Source organism: Micromonospora parva, from assembly GCF_040649675.1.
Lineage (GTDB): Bacteria > Actinomycetota > Actinomycetes > Mycobacteriales > Micromonosporaceae > Micromonospora > Micromonospora parva.
This window is the reverse complement of the sequence record NZ_JBEZFX010000015.1, coordinates 91,206-103,751: the sequence shown is the minus strand read 5'-3', so window position 1 is coordinate 103,751 and position 12,546 is coordinate 91,206. Positions and strand designations below refer to the sequence as shown.

General features: G+C 70.8%; 13 protein-coding genes and 1 pseudogene. 7 read left to right on the top strand and 7 right to left on the bottom strand.

From position 1 onward, the window contains the following. On the top strand, positions 1-646 hold a 646-nt coding region (locus tag AB0C03_RS29350; protein ID WP_357640323.1), incomplete at its 5' end, for a DUF11 domain-containing protein. A 46-nt stretch (positions 647-692) separates the two neighbouring features. Here the strand turns inward: AB0C03_RS29350 and AB0C03_RS29345 are convergent. From AB0C03_RS29345 to AB0C03_RS29330, 4 genes and pseudogenes are all read right to left on the bottom strand, one after another. Then, positions 693-1,514 carry an FkbM family methyltransferase gene (locus AB0C03_RS29345; RefSeq protein WP_051708822.1) on the bottom strand — a complete coding sequence of 274 codons (822 nt, stop codon included), beginning with the start codon at positions 1,512-1,514 and terminating at the stop codon, positions 693-695. Positions 1,515-1,547: 33 nt separating this feature from the next. After that, on the bottom strand, positions 1,548-3,221 hold the full coding sequence (locus tag AB0C03_RS29340; protein WP_167337349.1) for a sulfatase-like hydrolase/transferase: 1,674 nt from the start codon (positions 3,219-3,221) through the stop codon (positions 1,548-1,550). Positions 3,222-3,526: 305 nt separating this feature from the next. Then, a pseudogene (locus tag AB0C03_RS29335) lies at positions 3,527-4,219 on the bottom strand (CDP-alcohol phosphatidyltransferase family protein); the annotation flags it as partial. A 185-nt stretch (positions 4,220-4,404) separates the two neighbouring features. Beyond that, complete coding sequence (locus AB0C03_RS29330; RefSeq protein WP_030337064.1) at positions 4,405-5,223, bottom strand: helix-turn-helix domain-containing protein; 819 nt, start codon at positions 5,221-5,223, stop codon at positions 4,405-4,407. A 126-nt stretch (positions 5,224-5,349) separates the two neighbouring features. On the opposite strand from AB0C03_RS29330, the gene AB0C03_RS29325 reads away from it, so the two are divergent. After that, a complete protein-coding gene (locus AB0C03_RS29325; protein WP_030337066.1) occupies positions 5,350-5,694 on the top strand; it encodes a DUF1330 domain-containing protein in 345 nt (114 codons plus the stop codon). A gap of 8 nt (positions 5,695-5,702) precedes the next feature. Here the strand turns inward: AB0C03_RS29325 and map are convergent, their stop codons facing one another. Next, positions 5,703-6,476 carry a type I methionyl aminopeptidase gene (gene map / locus AB0C03_RS29320; protein WP_030337068.1) on the bottom strand — a complete coding sequence of 258 codons (774 nt, stop codon included), beginning with the start codon at positions 6,474-6,476 and terminating at the stop codon, positions 5,703-5,705. A gap of 62 nt (positions 6,477-6,538) precedes the next feature. Here map and AB0C03_RS29315 point away from each other — a divergent pair, with 62 nt between their 5' ends. Next, positions 6,539-6,841 (top strand): helix-turn-helix domain-containing protein, encoded by a 303-nt coding sequence (locus AB0C03_RS29315; RefSeq protein ID WP_210864379.1) that lies wholly within the window; start codon positions 6,539-6,541, stop codon positions 6,839-6,841. Between the two features lie 94 nt (positions 6,842-6,935). On the opposite strand, the gene AB0C03_RS29310 is transcribed toward AB0C03_RS29315, so the two are convergent. Beyond that, the gene (locus tag AB0C03_RS29310; RefSeq protein ID WP_357640316.1) at positions 6,936-8,108 is read right to left on the bottom strand and encodes a lactonase family protein; all 1,173 of its coding nucleotides are present in this window, start codon (positions 8,106-8,108) and stop codon (positions 6,936-6,938) included. Positions 8,109-8,296: 188 nt separating this feature from the next. Further along, a complete protein-coding gene (locus AB0C03_RS29305) occupies positions 8,297-9,046 on the bottom strand; it encodes a DUF8817 family protein (protein ID WP_030337071.1) in 750 nt (249 codons plus the stop codon). A gap of 166 nt (positions 9,047-9,212) precedes the next feature. Here AB0C03_RS29305 and AB0C03_RS29300 point away from each other — a divergent pair, with 166 nt between their 5' ends. From AB0C03_RS29300 to AB0C03_RS29285, 4 genes are read left to right on the top strand one after another with little or no spacing between them, the layout of a single operon-like run. Beyond that, positions 9,213-10,136, top strand: a complete 924-nt coding sequence (locus tag AB0C03_RS29300; RefSeq protein ID WP_357640312.1) for a hypothetical protein — start codon at positions 9,213-9,215, stop codon at positions 10,134-10,136. Further along, positions 10,133-10,585, top strand: coding sequence for an ABA4-like family protein (locus tag AB0C03_RS29295; protein ID WP_030337073.1), 453 nt, complete (start codon positions 10,133-10,135; stop codon positions 10,583-10,585). Before AB0C03_RS29300 ends, AB0C03_RS29295 begins: the two co-directional genes overlap by 4 nt. A 5-nt stretch (positions 10,586-10,590) precedes the next feature. After that, positions 10,591-11,832 (top strand): sensor histidine kinase, encoded by a 1,242-nt coding sequence (locus AB0C03_RS29290; RefSeq protein ID WP_307857717.1) that lies wholly within the window; start codon positions 10,591-10,593, stop codon positions 11,830-11,832. Then, entirely contained in the window at positions 11,829-12,455 is a 627-nt protein-coding gene (locus AB0C03_RS29285; RefSeq protein WP_030337076.1) for a response regulator transcription factor, read from the top strand. The genes AB0C03_RS29290 and AB0C03_RS29285 overlap by 4 nt, the downstream gene beginning before the upstream one ends. Positions 12,456-12,546 lie beyond the last annotated feature (91 nt).

The following is a 12,546-nucleotide window of genomic DNA, read 5'->3' as shown; positions in this document are numbered from 1 at the left end:
CGGAACCGTGCCCTCCGGCACCACCGGCGACCTCACCAACACCGCCACCCTCACCCCACCCGCCGGCGCGATCGACCCGGACTGCACCCCGAACTGCTCATCGACAGTGGTCACCTCCATCGCCCCCGCGGTCGACCTGGCAGTGGTGAAAACCGCAACCCCGAGCCACTACGTGCCAGGTGAACCGGTGACCTTCACAGTGACAGTGACCAACCGGGGACCGTCCGACGCGGTCGGCGCGACACTGACCGACCCCCTGCCCGCACCACTGGCCGGATTCACCTGGACCTGCGAACCATCCACCGGAAGCACCTGCACAACGTCCGGCACCGGTGACATCAACGACACCATCACCGTCCTCGCTGGCGGCACAGTGACCTACACGATCAGCGGAACCGTGCCGAAGGGCACCGCCGGCGACCTCACCAACACGGCCACCCTCACCCCGCCCACTGGTGTGTCCGACCCGGACTGCACACCGAGCTGCTCCTCGACAGTGGTCCTCACCGGGCCGGTTCCGCCCATGCCCGTCACGGGTGGACGTCTGACAGCCATCGCCACACTTGGAGCTTCTGTGGCTGCCCTCGGTGTTCTCCTGGTCGGCGGCCTGGCCCTGATACGCCTACGCACCCGCCGCGAGCCCTGACCCCTGGCGGCCGGCAGTCACGAACGGTGGCCCCTTCTGAGCCTGGCTACCGCCGCTTCGCGTCGTGAGGCGGCGGTAGCTGTCGCAACCGGCCACGAGACACGCAGTACACGTCGCCGGAGTTCGCGTCGTGCGGCAACGCGGCGAGGTGGGTGGTCATGTCGGTCGCGGAGACCCAGCGTTGGAACGTCATCGACTTGTCGTCGCCCAACGCCACGTCGAAGCCGTCGAAGCCGAGCGCGGTCAGCCGGTCGAGACACCGGGAGGCGACCGGTCGCGCGATCGTGGTGAACTCGAACGAGAGCGCGGGCAGCGGGCGGGTCAGCCCGGCCAGCACCTCGTCCTCGAAACCCTCCACGTCGATCTTCGCGAACGTCGGCTCGCCGTACTCGGTGATGAGCGCGTCGACGGTGACCACCGGGACCTCGATGTCGGTGTCCCACACCTCGCCCTCCCACCCGCCCGCGCCTTCCGCCGCGCGCACGAAGTCGGGCGAGGCGGTGGACACTGTGGGATTGGCGGAGTTGACGTGGAAGCGGGTGCTGCCGGGGGCCGCGCCGCAGACCGCTTCGACGAGCGTCACCTGGTCGTCGTCGGCGTAGATGGTCCGCAGGGCGCGGAGGCACAGCGGCTGCGGCTCCACGGCGACCACCCGCGCCCCGAGGCGCCGGAAGCTGGCGATGTGGTCGCCCACGTGTGAGCCGACGTCGAAGACGAGATCGCCCTCGGTGACGAACCGGGAGTAGAAGGCGTCCATCCGTGCGTCGCGCTCGGCGTCGCCGTAGTAGACATCCAGCGATCGGTGCAGGAGGGACATCCCGGGGTCGGTTCTGAGCGCGGCGATCCTGGTGTCGGTGCCAGCCGTCATCTGTGTGTGTCCAGTCCGTGGGGTTGGCCGGGCCTACGGCCCGAAGGCGGTCAGGAAGCGGTCCCGGAAGGTGTCCATCCGCCAGACCGGCGCCTGCGGACCGGGCTTGAGCCCGTCCTGCCAGCCCCACCCGGAGATCCGGTCCAGTACGGCCCGGTCCCGGGTGATGATGGTGATCGGGACGTCGCGGCTGGCGTTCTCGCCGGTGACCACGGCGGCGGGCTGGTGGTCGCCGAGGAAGATGAACACCAGGTCATCGTCGCCGTAGGTCTGCACGTAGGAGATCAGTGCGCTCAACGTGTACTCGATGGAGTGCCGGTAGTCGGCGCGGATCTGGGTGGCGTTGCGGCGCCGGTCGTCGGACTCCTTGGCGGTCCCCTTGAAGATCGTCCCGTCGCCGATGGCGGCCCAGTCGACCAGGTCGGGGACGGGCGTCCAGGGCGCGTGGCTCGACACCAGCGCGAGTTCCGTCATCGTCGGCTTGCCGTCGCGCTTCGCCTGCTCCAGGCGCCGCCAACTGGCGAGGGTGTACTGGTCGGGCATCGTGCCGAAGCTGAACTTCGGGCCGCGGTACCCGAGGGCTCTGGCGTCGTAGAACCGCTGGTAGCCGAAGAAGGAGCCCTCCGGCCACGCCCTGCTGACGGCGGGCATCACGCCCACGGTCTGCCAGTCGGCCCGGCGGAAGGCGCCGTTGAGGGTCATCCGGTCACTCGCCAGCAGGGTACGGTGCCGCTGGTCGTTGTCGACCCACAGTCCGGAGAGCAGCGTGTCGTGCGCGAGCCAGCTGCCGCCGCCGAACGTCGGCGAGGTGAGGAAGCCGCTCTGCGCGGCGAACCCCGCCGCGTTCAGCCGATTGGTCCCGTCGTCGAGGACCGCACCGACCTGCGGGGCGAACTCCGGGTCCTCGACGGCGTCGCGGCCGTAGCTCTCCACGAAGGAGATGACCACGTTCTTGCCGCGCAGCGCGGTGAGGAGTTGGTCGCCGGGGGTCTGCGCGAACCGGTCGTCCTGCAGCAGCGCGGCGAACTTCTCCCGGTCGTCGAGTCGCATGCGCACCTGGAAGCCGTGGCCGTTGGTCAGCGTGGTCGCGGACGTGTCGGCGACTGTCACGCCTTCGACCACCCGCACGTTGAAAGCGGCGCAGACCACCCAGACGACCACCAGCGCCGCAACGGTCCGGGTGGTCCCGGCGCGGTGCCGGATCACCAGCCCGCGCAACCGCCGCATCGACAGCGTGGCCGCCGTGGGCAGGCCCACCGCCACCACCGCCAGGGCGACCGCCACGCCGATGGCGGCGGGACGGCCGTACGACTCGCTGAGGAACGCGAACCCCTCGTCGAGCAGCGCCCAGTCGAGCACCGGGTCGAAGGCCCGGCTGAGCGAGGCGGTGAACCCCAGGTCGAACAGCTTGAGCAGACCGAGCAGGCCGAGGGCCAGCCCGGCGAGGGTGGCGACCCACCGGCTTCCGCGCGGCGGCAGGGCGAGCAGGAGGGCGACGGCGAGCAGCGCCTCCAGGGGGATCCGCACGAACGCACCGGGGCTGAACCGGCCGAAGTCGTACGGCAGGGTGAGCACGAGCAGCACCAGCAGCACGGCCAGCAGGGTGACCAGTCGGCCCGCGATGGAGCGGCGCGGCCGACCCTCGGGTGCGGTGCCGTCGGTGGCGGTGGCACCCGTGGCGGCGGGGTCCGGCAGTTCGCCCCTCATCGCCCTCCGTCCCTGGCTCGGCAGCTGACGTACGCGCGTCAAGAGCGACAACCCGGGCATCCTTCCATGATCTTCGTTGGGCGCGGCATCCGGGCGGCTCAGACGCGGGCGATCCCGCGTCGGGCCACGGCGACCGGCCGGTGTTCCGGCCAGGGCAGCCCATCCGTCCTGCCGTGGCCCAGACCGGTCAGCCCCGCGCCCGCGCTCACGGCGCTGTGGCTCGGCTGGCTGCCCGCGTGCACCATCGCGTCCGACCCGTGTGCAACGCTCGTCTGTTGGTCGACCGCGTCGTTGGCGACGGCGCGGCGGAGGTGACGGGTCGTCCACAGCCACCTGACGTCCCGCCCGAACGACTCGACCAGCAGCGCCAGTGACGCCACCAGCACGACTGTCGTCAGCGGACCGGGCAGCGCATCGCCCATCGCCACCGTCAGCACCACGCCCTGGACCGCGGCGACGACCTTGCGCCAGTAGCGCGGGGGCAACGAGCCGCGCATCCAGCTCAGCACCCAGCTCGCGGCGACGAAGACGTACCGCATCGCGCCGATCGCGAGCACCCAGGCACCCGTCGAGGGGGCCACGTACAGGCAGAGCACCAGGACGAGGAAGGAGTCGATCTCCATGTCGAAGCGCGCGCCGAGTTCGCTGGACGTCCCGGTGCGGCGGGCCGTGTATCCATCCACCGCGTCGAGGGCCAGCGCCACACTGGTGAGGACGACCATCACCGCGACCGGTGCCGGTCGGGTGAACGAGTCCGCGGCCAGGGCCGTCACGCCGCCGGCGAGGATCGCCCGGCTCAGGGTCACCCGGTCGGCAGGGCTCAGATCAGGAGCGCCCGCGCGGGTCATCCCCCGACTCAGCAGGGCGCACAGGACCACCCCGTAGACCAGCCCGGCCGCCCACCCGGCCGGGCCGAGGCCGACCGTCTGCGCGAGCACCGCCAGCACACCGATCTGCGCGAGCAGCCCGATGACCGGACCCGTTCGAACCGTTGACATCGCGCCTCCGTGACTTTGGGGGGGGACCCTGACCGTCATCACGGAAAACATGACCGATCGGTTCATTCTGAACGAGCCTCACCATGTATACGGACGGACGTGCCCCGTCGGATGCGGATTAGTCGTCGCCGGTGAGTGCAGGCCGTCGCCGCCGACGACGCCCCGGACGCGACGACGTGTTCAGGTCAGGTCACGCCGGTCGCGGACGAGCCGAGGGCGTGGAGCGTGGCGGTGGTGACCGGGTCGGCCGGGAAGAACGCCTCGACGGCCAGCCCGGAGACGGTGACATCCAGCGGGGTGCCGAAGAGGGTGGTCGTGCTGACGAAGGACAAATCCCGGTCGCCGTGGCGGTAGCGAAGGGGGATGACGACACGCGACAGGGTGTCGTCCTCCGGTGCCGCGACATCGTCACCGCCGGGATAGCCACGAAGCTCCTGGAGCAGGGCGGACAGGGCCGCGTCGTCGGTTGCCAGGACCTGCTGGCGCAACCGTCCGAGAAGGTGGCCCCGCCACTGGGAGAGGTTGACGATGCGCGGGGCCAAACCGCCGGGGTGCAGGGTGAGCCGCAGGACGTTGACCGGTGGGACCAGGAGGCGGGGGTCGACGCCGGCGGTGAACAGCGCGACGGCGGGGTTGGCCTCGACGAGGTGCCACTGTCGGTCGACGAGCACCGCGGGGTACGGGCCGTGTCCGTCGAGGATCTGCCGTACGGCTGCCCGCAGCGGGGCCAGTTCCGGGTCGGCCAGCTGGTGGCTGGGGTAGGCGGGGGCGTATCCGGCGGCGAGCAGCATGGTGTTGCGCTCAGCCAGCGGAATGTCGAGCTGCTCCGCCAGCCGCAGGATCAGGTCGGGGCTCGGTCGGGATCGCCCGGTCTCCACGAAGCTCAGATGCCGGGCCGACACCCCCGCCTCGATCGACAGGTCGAGCTGACTCATTCCACGAGTTCGACGCCACTCGCGCAGGAGGTCCCCCAGCGGTCGCTCCGGTCGGGCCACTGTCGTCACACCCTGACCGTAGTGACCTCACCTGTGTGCGCCGCTTTACCTGCGACGTAATCGACAGCGCGTACCGGCGCGCGCGACCATCTCCTGGGATGCGGGGAACCACCCGACCGAAACGAACGGAGAGTCATGACCGCGTACGCGCTTGCTCATCTGCGTAAGGCACCCATGCATGCCGAGGTGCTGGAATACCTGGAGCGCATCCAGGCCACCCTCCTGCCCTTCGATGGCCGGTTCATCGTCCACGGTGGGCCCATCGAGGTGCTGGAGGGCGACTGGTCGGGCGATCTGGTCGTCGTCGAGTTTCCGGACCTGATCCGGGCACGCTCCTGGTACCAGTCCAGCGCGTACCAGGAGATCAAGCCCTTGCGGACGAGGCACCTCGCGGGCGAGCTGGTCCTCGTCGAGGGGGTGGAGGCCGACCACGACTCGTCGAAGATGGCCGCCGCGATCCGCCGGGCCGGTGGTCACTGACGTCGGGGTCAGGACCTCGGCAGGGTGAGCACCTCGACGCCGTCGTCGGTGATGGCGATGGTGTGCTCGCTGTGCGCGGTCCGGCAGCCGGTGGCGCTGCGCAGGGTCCAGCCGTCGGGGTCGGTGACGAGCGTGGCGGTGTCGGCCATGACCCATGGCTCCAGCGCCAGCAGCAGCCCCGGGCGCAGCCGGTATCCGCGCCCGGGGCGCCCGGTGTTGGAGATGTGGGGGTCCTGGTGCATCGTCGACCCGACGCCGTGGCCGCCGAACTCGGTGTTGATCGAGTAGCCCGCCGCGCCGAGGACAGAGCCGATGGCGTACGAGATGTCACCGATGCGTACGCCGGGGCCGGCGGCGGCGATCCCGGCTTGCAACGCGCGTTCGGTCGCGTCGATCAGCGCGACGCTCTCCGGGGGCCGGACGTCGCCGACGATGAAGCTGATGGCCGAATCCGTGACAACTCCCCCCAGTGAGACGGCGAGGTCGAGCGAGAGCAGGTCGCCGTCGGCGAGCGGGTAGTCGTGCGGCAGCCCGTGCAACACCGCGTCGTTGACCGACGTGCAGATGTAGTGGCCGAACGGGCCGCGCCCGAAGGACGGCTCGTAGTCGACGTAGCAGGACTGCGCCCCGGCTTCGGTGATCATGGCCTGGGCCCACCGGTCGATGTCCAGCAGGTTGGTGCCGACCACGCAGCGGCTCTTCAGTGTCTGAAGGATGCCGGCGACCAGCGCGCCGGTCTCCTTCGCGCGCAGCACGTCGGCGGGGCTCAGGATCTCGATCATGCAACGCCTTCCACGAACCAATAAGTATCCCGGCCATATTATCCCGGTACTAGAATCGGAGCATGGTCAGGTTGCCACTCACTCCCGCGGAGGTCGAACGCGGACAGCGCCTCGGCGCCCTGCTGCGTCGCGCCCGCGGAGAGCGTTCGATGCTCCTCACCGCGCTCGACGCGGGCGTCTCGCCGGAGACCCTTCGAAAGATCGAGTCCGGCCGGATAGCCACCCCCGCCTTCCCGACCATCGCGGCGATCGCCGACGTGCTCGGCCTCTCCCTCGACGCCGTCTGGTCGGAGATCAACACGTCGGACGCCGCCGCCGACCTCCCCCGACCGGCACACGTCGCAGGCGAGCGACTGGCCTCGTAGTCTCGGCCCCACCTCAACGGGACGGGTCGACCGGTGACCGACCACACGGCGCTGGTCCCGGTCGATGACCGACCGGGACCAGCGGGTGGTGCGCTCAGGAGGCGGCGATGCCCTCCATGCCGATGCCGTCGGCGAACTTCGGCAGGCCCTCCACTGTGGTGACGAGTGTCAGCGACCCGTCCTTGCCCACCTCGTAGCCCTGCACGTTGCCGGCGACGGCGTTCTGCACGTACAGGAAGCCGTCGCTGGTGGTCATGTCGATCGACCCGCCGCCGGTGTCGGCGGCGACGCCCTTGACGAGTTCGAGCTTGCCGTGGTCGTTGACCCGGTAGGAGCTGATGGTGGAGGTGCCGGCGTTGGCGGCGAAGAAGTAGTCGCCGACGCGCTGGATCCAGCACGTCGCCTGCTGACCGTTGGGCACCGACGGCCCGATCTGGTCGAGCGCCCCGTCGTCCTCCAGCTCGAACCGGCTCACCGCGTTCGCGCCGGACTCGGTGACCAGCAGCGTGTCGTCGGTGTCGAAGGTAAAGCCGAACGGGGTGTTGCCCGCGTCGCTGATGACCGGGGTGCGCGACAGGTTGCCGTGGCGTCCGATCTCGTAGCTGAACATGACGTTGGCGGCCTTGGTCGACACCAACACGAACTCGCTGTCCGGGTCGATCTTGACCTGGGCCGGGGCGGTGCCGAACGCGGGCGGGTTGCCGTTGTGCAACCCGAGTGACCGGTTGGCGTCCTCGATCCGGGACAGCCGACCCTTGTGCAGCTCGAAGCCCTGCACCGAGCCCTCGCCACCGGCGTTGAGGACGTAGACGAGGTCGCCACGGGCCGCGACGCTGGCCGGCAGCAGGCCACCGGACCAGATGACCTGGAGCTTGTGCAGCCTGGTGCCCTCGACGCGGAAGACAGTGACGGTGTTGCTGCCGGCGTTGACGGCGAACAGCAGCCCCTTGTGATAGGTCAGGGAACCCTGCGAGGCCAGCGCGTCGAGCGGCGCGCCGATGGTGAAGCCACCCAGCCCGCCCGTCTCGTACTCACCCGCCTTGGTGAGACGGCCGTCCTCGTCGCGGTCGTACACCTTGATGGTGTTGCCCTCGGCCTTGTTGGTCTGGACGAAGACCGCGCCCTCGTCGCCGTGGTGGTGATCACCCCCCTTGCGGTCGTCGTGGTACCCAGGGCCACCGCCATCGGCGAGGGCGGTCCCGGGGATCGATCCGATGCTGGTCAGACCTGCCAGGAGGGCTGCCGCGAGTGCGACACTGCGCTTCATCACTGACTCCTCATGCATCCGAAGGGAGGAATACGAGTTTTCCTCTCTTTCGAAAGTTATCGGACCAGCTATCGCAGATCGCCATACTTACCCTAAAGCGGTAATTTCGTGCCGTTCCATGGAATGACCAGACGCACCCACCGGGGGTCAGCTACCCCGCCGCGACCTACGCCCGCTGAGGCCGACGCTCAGCTGGCGTCAGGCCACCACGGTTCCAGGACGGCCGGGTCGGCGACGTACTCCCGCACCGGCGTCCGCTGCTCCGCAGGCAGGGGCAGCGCGCGGAGGCGCTCGCCCCACTCCGGCACCCGATCGTCCTTGTCCAACACGGTCGCCAGTTCGATCAGGGCGGCCAGCGCCATCGCCTGCTCGACCACCGGCGCGTCCTCCGCGCGGCGGCGCATCCCCGAGTCGAGCGCCCGGTAGGCCGCCTGATCGTCCAGCTTGAACTCGCGCAGGATCCGCGCGTTGTCGAGCACCCGGGCCAACCCCGCAAGCTCCTTCGAACCGCCGTACTCCACGTCCTTCGGCTCATCCCGCTGGATGAAGGTGATGGTGTTGCCCGACGGGTCGACGATGCTGAACCGCGACGCTCCGGCCCGGTAACGGGTCATCCGCGGCAGGCCCTTGACCAGCACCTTGCCGTAGCTGCGGCGCATCGCCTCGGTGAACACCTCGTGGTACGCGGCGACCGCGTCCACCAACACCAGGCAGCCGCCGGAGTGCTCTCTCGCCGGGTCGAGATCCTTCGGCGCCGGCCCGTAGTGCAGGTCGAAGCCGCTCCACCGAAACGCCAGGTACACGTACGGCCTGGTCTGCTCGTAGGTCACCTCGAACCCGAGCGCCCGCCAGAACGCCAGTGTCTGCTCCGGGTCGGCACAGTGCAGCAGCGGCACTGCGGTCTCGTTCGGTTGGACACGGTCCGCATTGGTGGTCATGGTCGCTCCCCGTCCGGTCGACAGGCCGGCCATTGTGCCAGCACCGTCGGACGGCTTCGACGGGTTTCGTCTCCTACCCGGGGAGGAGACGGGCTCCGACCACCGGCCGCGACCAGGGCTCGGGGTCGGACGCGACCGGCGGGCGCGGCCACGAACATCTACAGGCATGACAACCCTGCTGCGCCGGGCGACGCACTGGAATCGCCCAATGATGGTCTTCGTCTCCGCGATGGCGGTGCTCGCCGTCGTCGCGGCGGTCGGCATCCTTGTCGACCCGCGCGTCCTCACCGGAGCGCCGATCTGGCTCAAGCCGTTCAAGTTCGCGGTGTCCTTCGTGCTGTACGGCGCGACGCTCGCCTGGATGCTCTCCCTGCTGCCGCGTCGCAGCCGGGCCGCCGAGTGGGCCTTCACTGTCATCGTCGCGATGGCGGTGATCGAGATGCTGGTGATCGTCGGTCAGGTGGTACGCGGGCAGACCAGCCACTTCAACGACACCACTCCCCTGAACACCGCGCTGTTCGCGGCGATGGGCGCGGCGATCATGGTGCTCTTCCTCGCGCACCTCGTGGTCGGCATCGTGGTGCTGATCCGGCGGATCCCGGACCGGGCGGCTCTGACGGCCGTCGGGTGGGGGCTCGGCCTGTCCCTGCTGGGCATGCTCGCGGCGGTACCGATGGCGCTGCCCATGCAGGACCCGGGGATCGAGGGAATCGGCGGGGCGCACAGCGTCGGCGTGCTCGACGGCGGGCCGGGGTTGCCGATCGTCGGCTGGAGCACCACCGGCGGTGACCTGCGGATCGGGCACTTCGTGGGGCTGCACGCGCTGCAGGCGTTGCCGATCCTGGCGATCCTGCTGAGCCGGTTCGCCACCCGGTTGGACGAGCGCACCCGCGCCCGGCTGCTGGTCGTCGCGGGCGGCGCGTACGGCGTACTCACTGTGTTGTTGACCTGGCAGGCCCTGCGCGGACAGCCGCTGTTGCGCCCGGACGCCGCCACGCTCGTCGCGGTCGCGGCGCTGGTGCTCGCGACGGCGACCGCGGCCGGCCTGGTGCTGGCCCGCCGCCGCCCTGATGTGGCGCTGGCCGCATGACCGCGACGCTGTTCGCCCTGACCTTCGCGGTGGCCGCGCCGTTCTGGGCGCTGATGATCCTGCTGCCCCGCTGGTCGTGGACCGCCCGGATCATCGCCTCGCCGCTGATCGTGCTGCCGGTCGTGCTGATCTACGCGCTGCTGGTCCTTCCGGCGTTCGGTGACGTGCTGCCGGCCGTGGCGTCGCCGACCCTGACCGGGGTGCGCGACCTGCTCGGCACCTCCGACGGGGCGGCGGCGGGCTGGGCGCACATGATCGCGTTCGATCTGTTCGTCGGGCGGTGGGCGTGGTTGGACAGCAGGGAACGGGGGGTGCCGGCGCTGGTGATGGCTCCAGTGCTGCTGCTGACCATCCTGCTCGGACCGCTCGGCCTGGCCGCCTACCTCGCGGTCCGGACCCGGTGGCGGCGGCCGGCGACCGCCGCCACCGGCCCGCAGCGCCTAGGCTGACCGTCGTGAGCTGGCTGGTGCGACTGTTCGACCTGCGGGACACACTCGTGCGGATGGTGCTGCTCGACCTCACCGGGTTGTGCTACCTGCTCGTCGTCCCGCACTCCACCAGCACGCCCACGACGGCACAGTGGGTCCTCGCGGTGCCAGCGTTCGCGATGGCGCTGGCGGCGCACCGTCGACCGGTTGTCAACATGGTGGCGCAGGCCGCCCTGCTGGCGGTCGCCATCAGCCTGATCGACGACTTCACCATCAACCAGGTCGGCGCCAGTTGGGCGTTGCTCGAGATGACCATGCGGGCGCGCGGCCCCCGGGCCATCTGGCTGGCCACCGCGCTGCTGGTGGTGGTCGACCTGACCGACTCGATCGGCGACCCGCCACGCCGGTTCGCCTCCGGGGTCGTCGGGCTCGCCGTGGAGGTCGGCGTGCCGGTGCTGCTCGGCCTGGTCATCCGCGCCAACCGGGAGCTGGGCCGGCAGGCCGTGGAACGGGCCCTGGCCGAGCAACGCCAGCACGAGTCGGAGAGCCGCGCGGCCCGCGCCGACGAACGCAGCGCCATCGCCCGCGAGCTGCACGACGTCGTCGCGCATCACGTGGCGTCGATGGTCCTGCGGGTCGGCGTGGCCCGGCACGTGCTCACCGACCCGGACCCCCGGGTGGCCGAGGTGTTCGACGACGTGCACGGCACCGGCACCGCGGCCCTCGCGGAGCTGCGCCGGCTGGTCGCGGTGCTGCGCAACCCCGACGGGGTACGCGGCGACGCGGCGCTGACCGCCATCGAGCCCACCGCGCTGCCGGCGGCGCTCGGCGCGTCCATCGACCGGGCCCGCCAGGCCGGTATCACCGTGGAGGCCGACCTCGACCCGGCGATCGGTTCCCTCGACGCGGTGCGCGGCATGGCGGTGCTGCGACTGACCCAGGAGGCGCTGACCAACGTGGCCAAACACGCGGGAACGTCCGCGCTCGCGCACCTCGTGGTCGCCGTCCGGGACGGCGCGGTGCACTGGGAGGTCAGCGACAACGGCCGTGGTGGGGTGCCGGTGGGCGTGCCGGCCGGCGGCGGGCACGGCATCACCGGAATGCGCGAGCGGGTCGAGGTCCTCGGCGGCCGGCTGGATGCCGGCCCGACGGAAACGGGGTGGCGGGTGCGGACCGTGCTCCCGGCCAACGCCACCGAGCCGTCGACCCGGTCGCTGCCCCGGGACCGCGCGGCGTCCGCCGGCTCCCCCGCACCGGAGCCGGCGTGATCCGGGTGCTGCTGGTCGACGACCAGCACCTCATCCGGGCCGGGCTGCGCATGCTCTGCGACGCCCAACCCGACATCGAGGTCGTCGGGGAGGCCGACAACGGCCGCGAGGCGATTGCGCTGGCCGGGCGGCTCGTCCCCGACGTCGTCGTGATGGACCTGCGGATGCCCGGTGTCGACGGGATCACCGCGACCAGCCGGATCCTCGCCGACCGTCCCACCACCCGCATCCTGGTGCTGACCACGTTCGGCGACGACGACCATCTGTACCCCGCGTTGACCGCCGGGGCGTGCGGGTTCCTGCTCAAGGACGCGCCCCCCATCGAGCTGCTGGACGGCATCCGCCGGGCCGCCGTCGGTGACAGCCCGTTCAGCCCGGAGGTGCTGCGTCGCCTCGTCCAGCGCGCGGTGCACGCCCGCCCCGACGCCCCACCGGTCCTGCCGGGTCTGACCGCCCGGGAACGCGACGTGCTCGACCTGGTCGCCGAGGGTCTGTCCAACACCGAGATCGCCGACCGGCTCCACATCGGCGTCACCACGGTCAAGACCCACATCACCAGCCTGATGGCCAAGACCGACAGCCCCAACCGGGTCCGTCTGGCACTGTTCGCTCGCGGCGTCTGACGCGCGGAAGCCGTCCGCTCGCGCCTCTTGACGTGCCGCTGGGAGCGCTCCAAGATCAGCTGGAGCGGAGCCGCACGAACGGCGGGCCGCC

Bases quoted from the DNA above. Each gene is read 5' to 3' on its own strand.
- map (WP_030337068.1), bottom strand. From the start codon at position 6,476: ATGATCGAGATCCTGAGCCCCGCCGACGTGCTGCGCGCGAAGGAGACC.
- AB0C03_RS29310 (WP_357640316.1), bottom strand. From the start codon at position 8,108: ATGAAGCGCAGTGTCGCACTCGCGGCAGCCCTCCTGGCAGGTCTGACC.
- AB0C03_RS29325 (WP_030337066.1), top strand. From the start codon at position 5,350: ATGACCGCGTACGCGCTTGCTCATCTGCGTAAGGCACCCATGCATGCC.
- AB0C03_RS29305 (WP_030337071.1), bottom strand. From the start codon at position 9,046: ATGACCACCAATGCGGACCGTGTCCAACCGAACGAGACCGCAGTGCCG.
- AB0C03_RS29300 (WP_357640312.1), top strand. From the start codon at position 9,213: ATGACAACCCTGCTGCGCCGGGCGACGCACTGGAATCGCCCAATGATG.
- AB0C03_RS29315 (WP_210864379.1), top strand. From the start codon at position 6,539: ATGGTCAGGTTGCCACTCACTCCCGCGGAGGTCGAACGCGGACAGCGC.
- AB0C03_RS29340 (WP_167337349.1), bottom strand. From the start codon at position 3,221: ATGAGGGGCGAACTGCCGGACCCCGCCGCCACGGGTGCCACCGCCACC.
- AB0C03_RS29295 (WP_030337073.1), top strand. From the start codon at position 10,133: ATGACCGCGACGCTGTTCGCCCTGACCTTCGCGGTGGCCGCGCCGTTC.
- AB0C03_RS29345 (WP_051708822.1), bottom strand. From the start codon at position 1,514: ATGACGGCTGGCACCGACACCAGGATCGCCGCGCTCAGAACCGACCCC.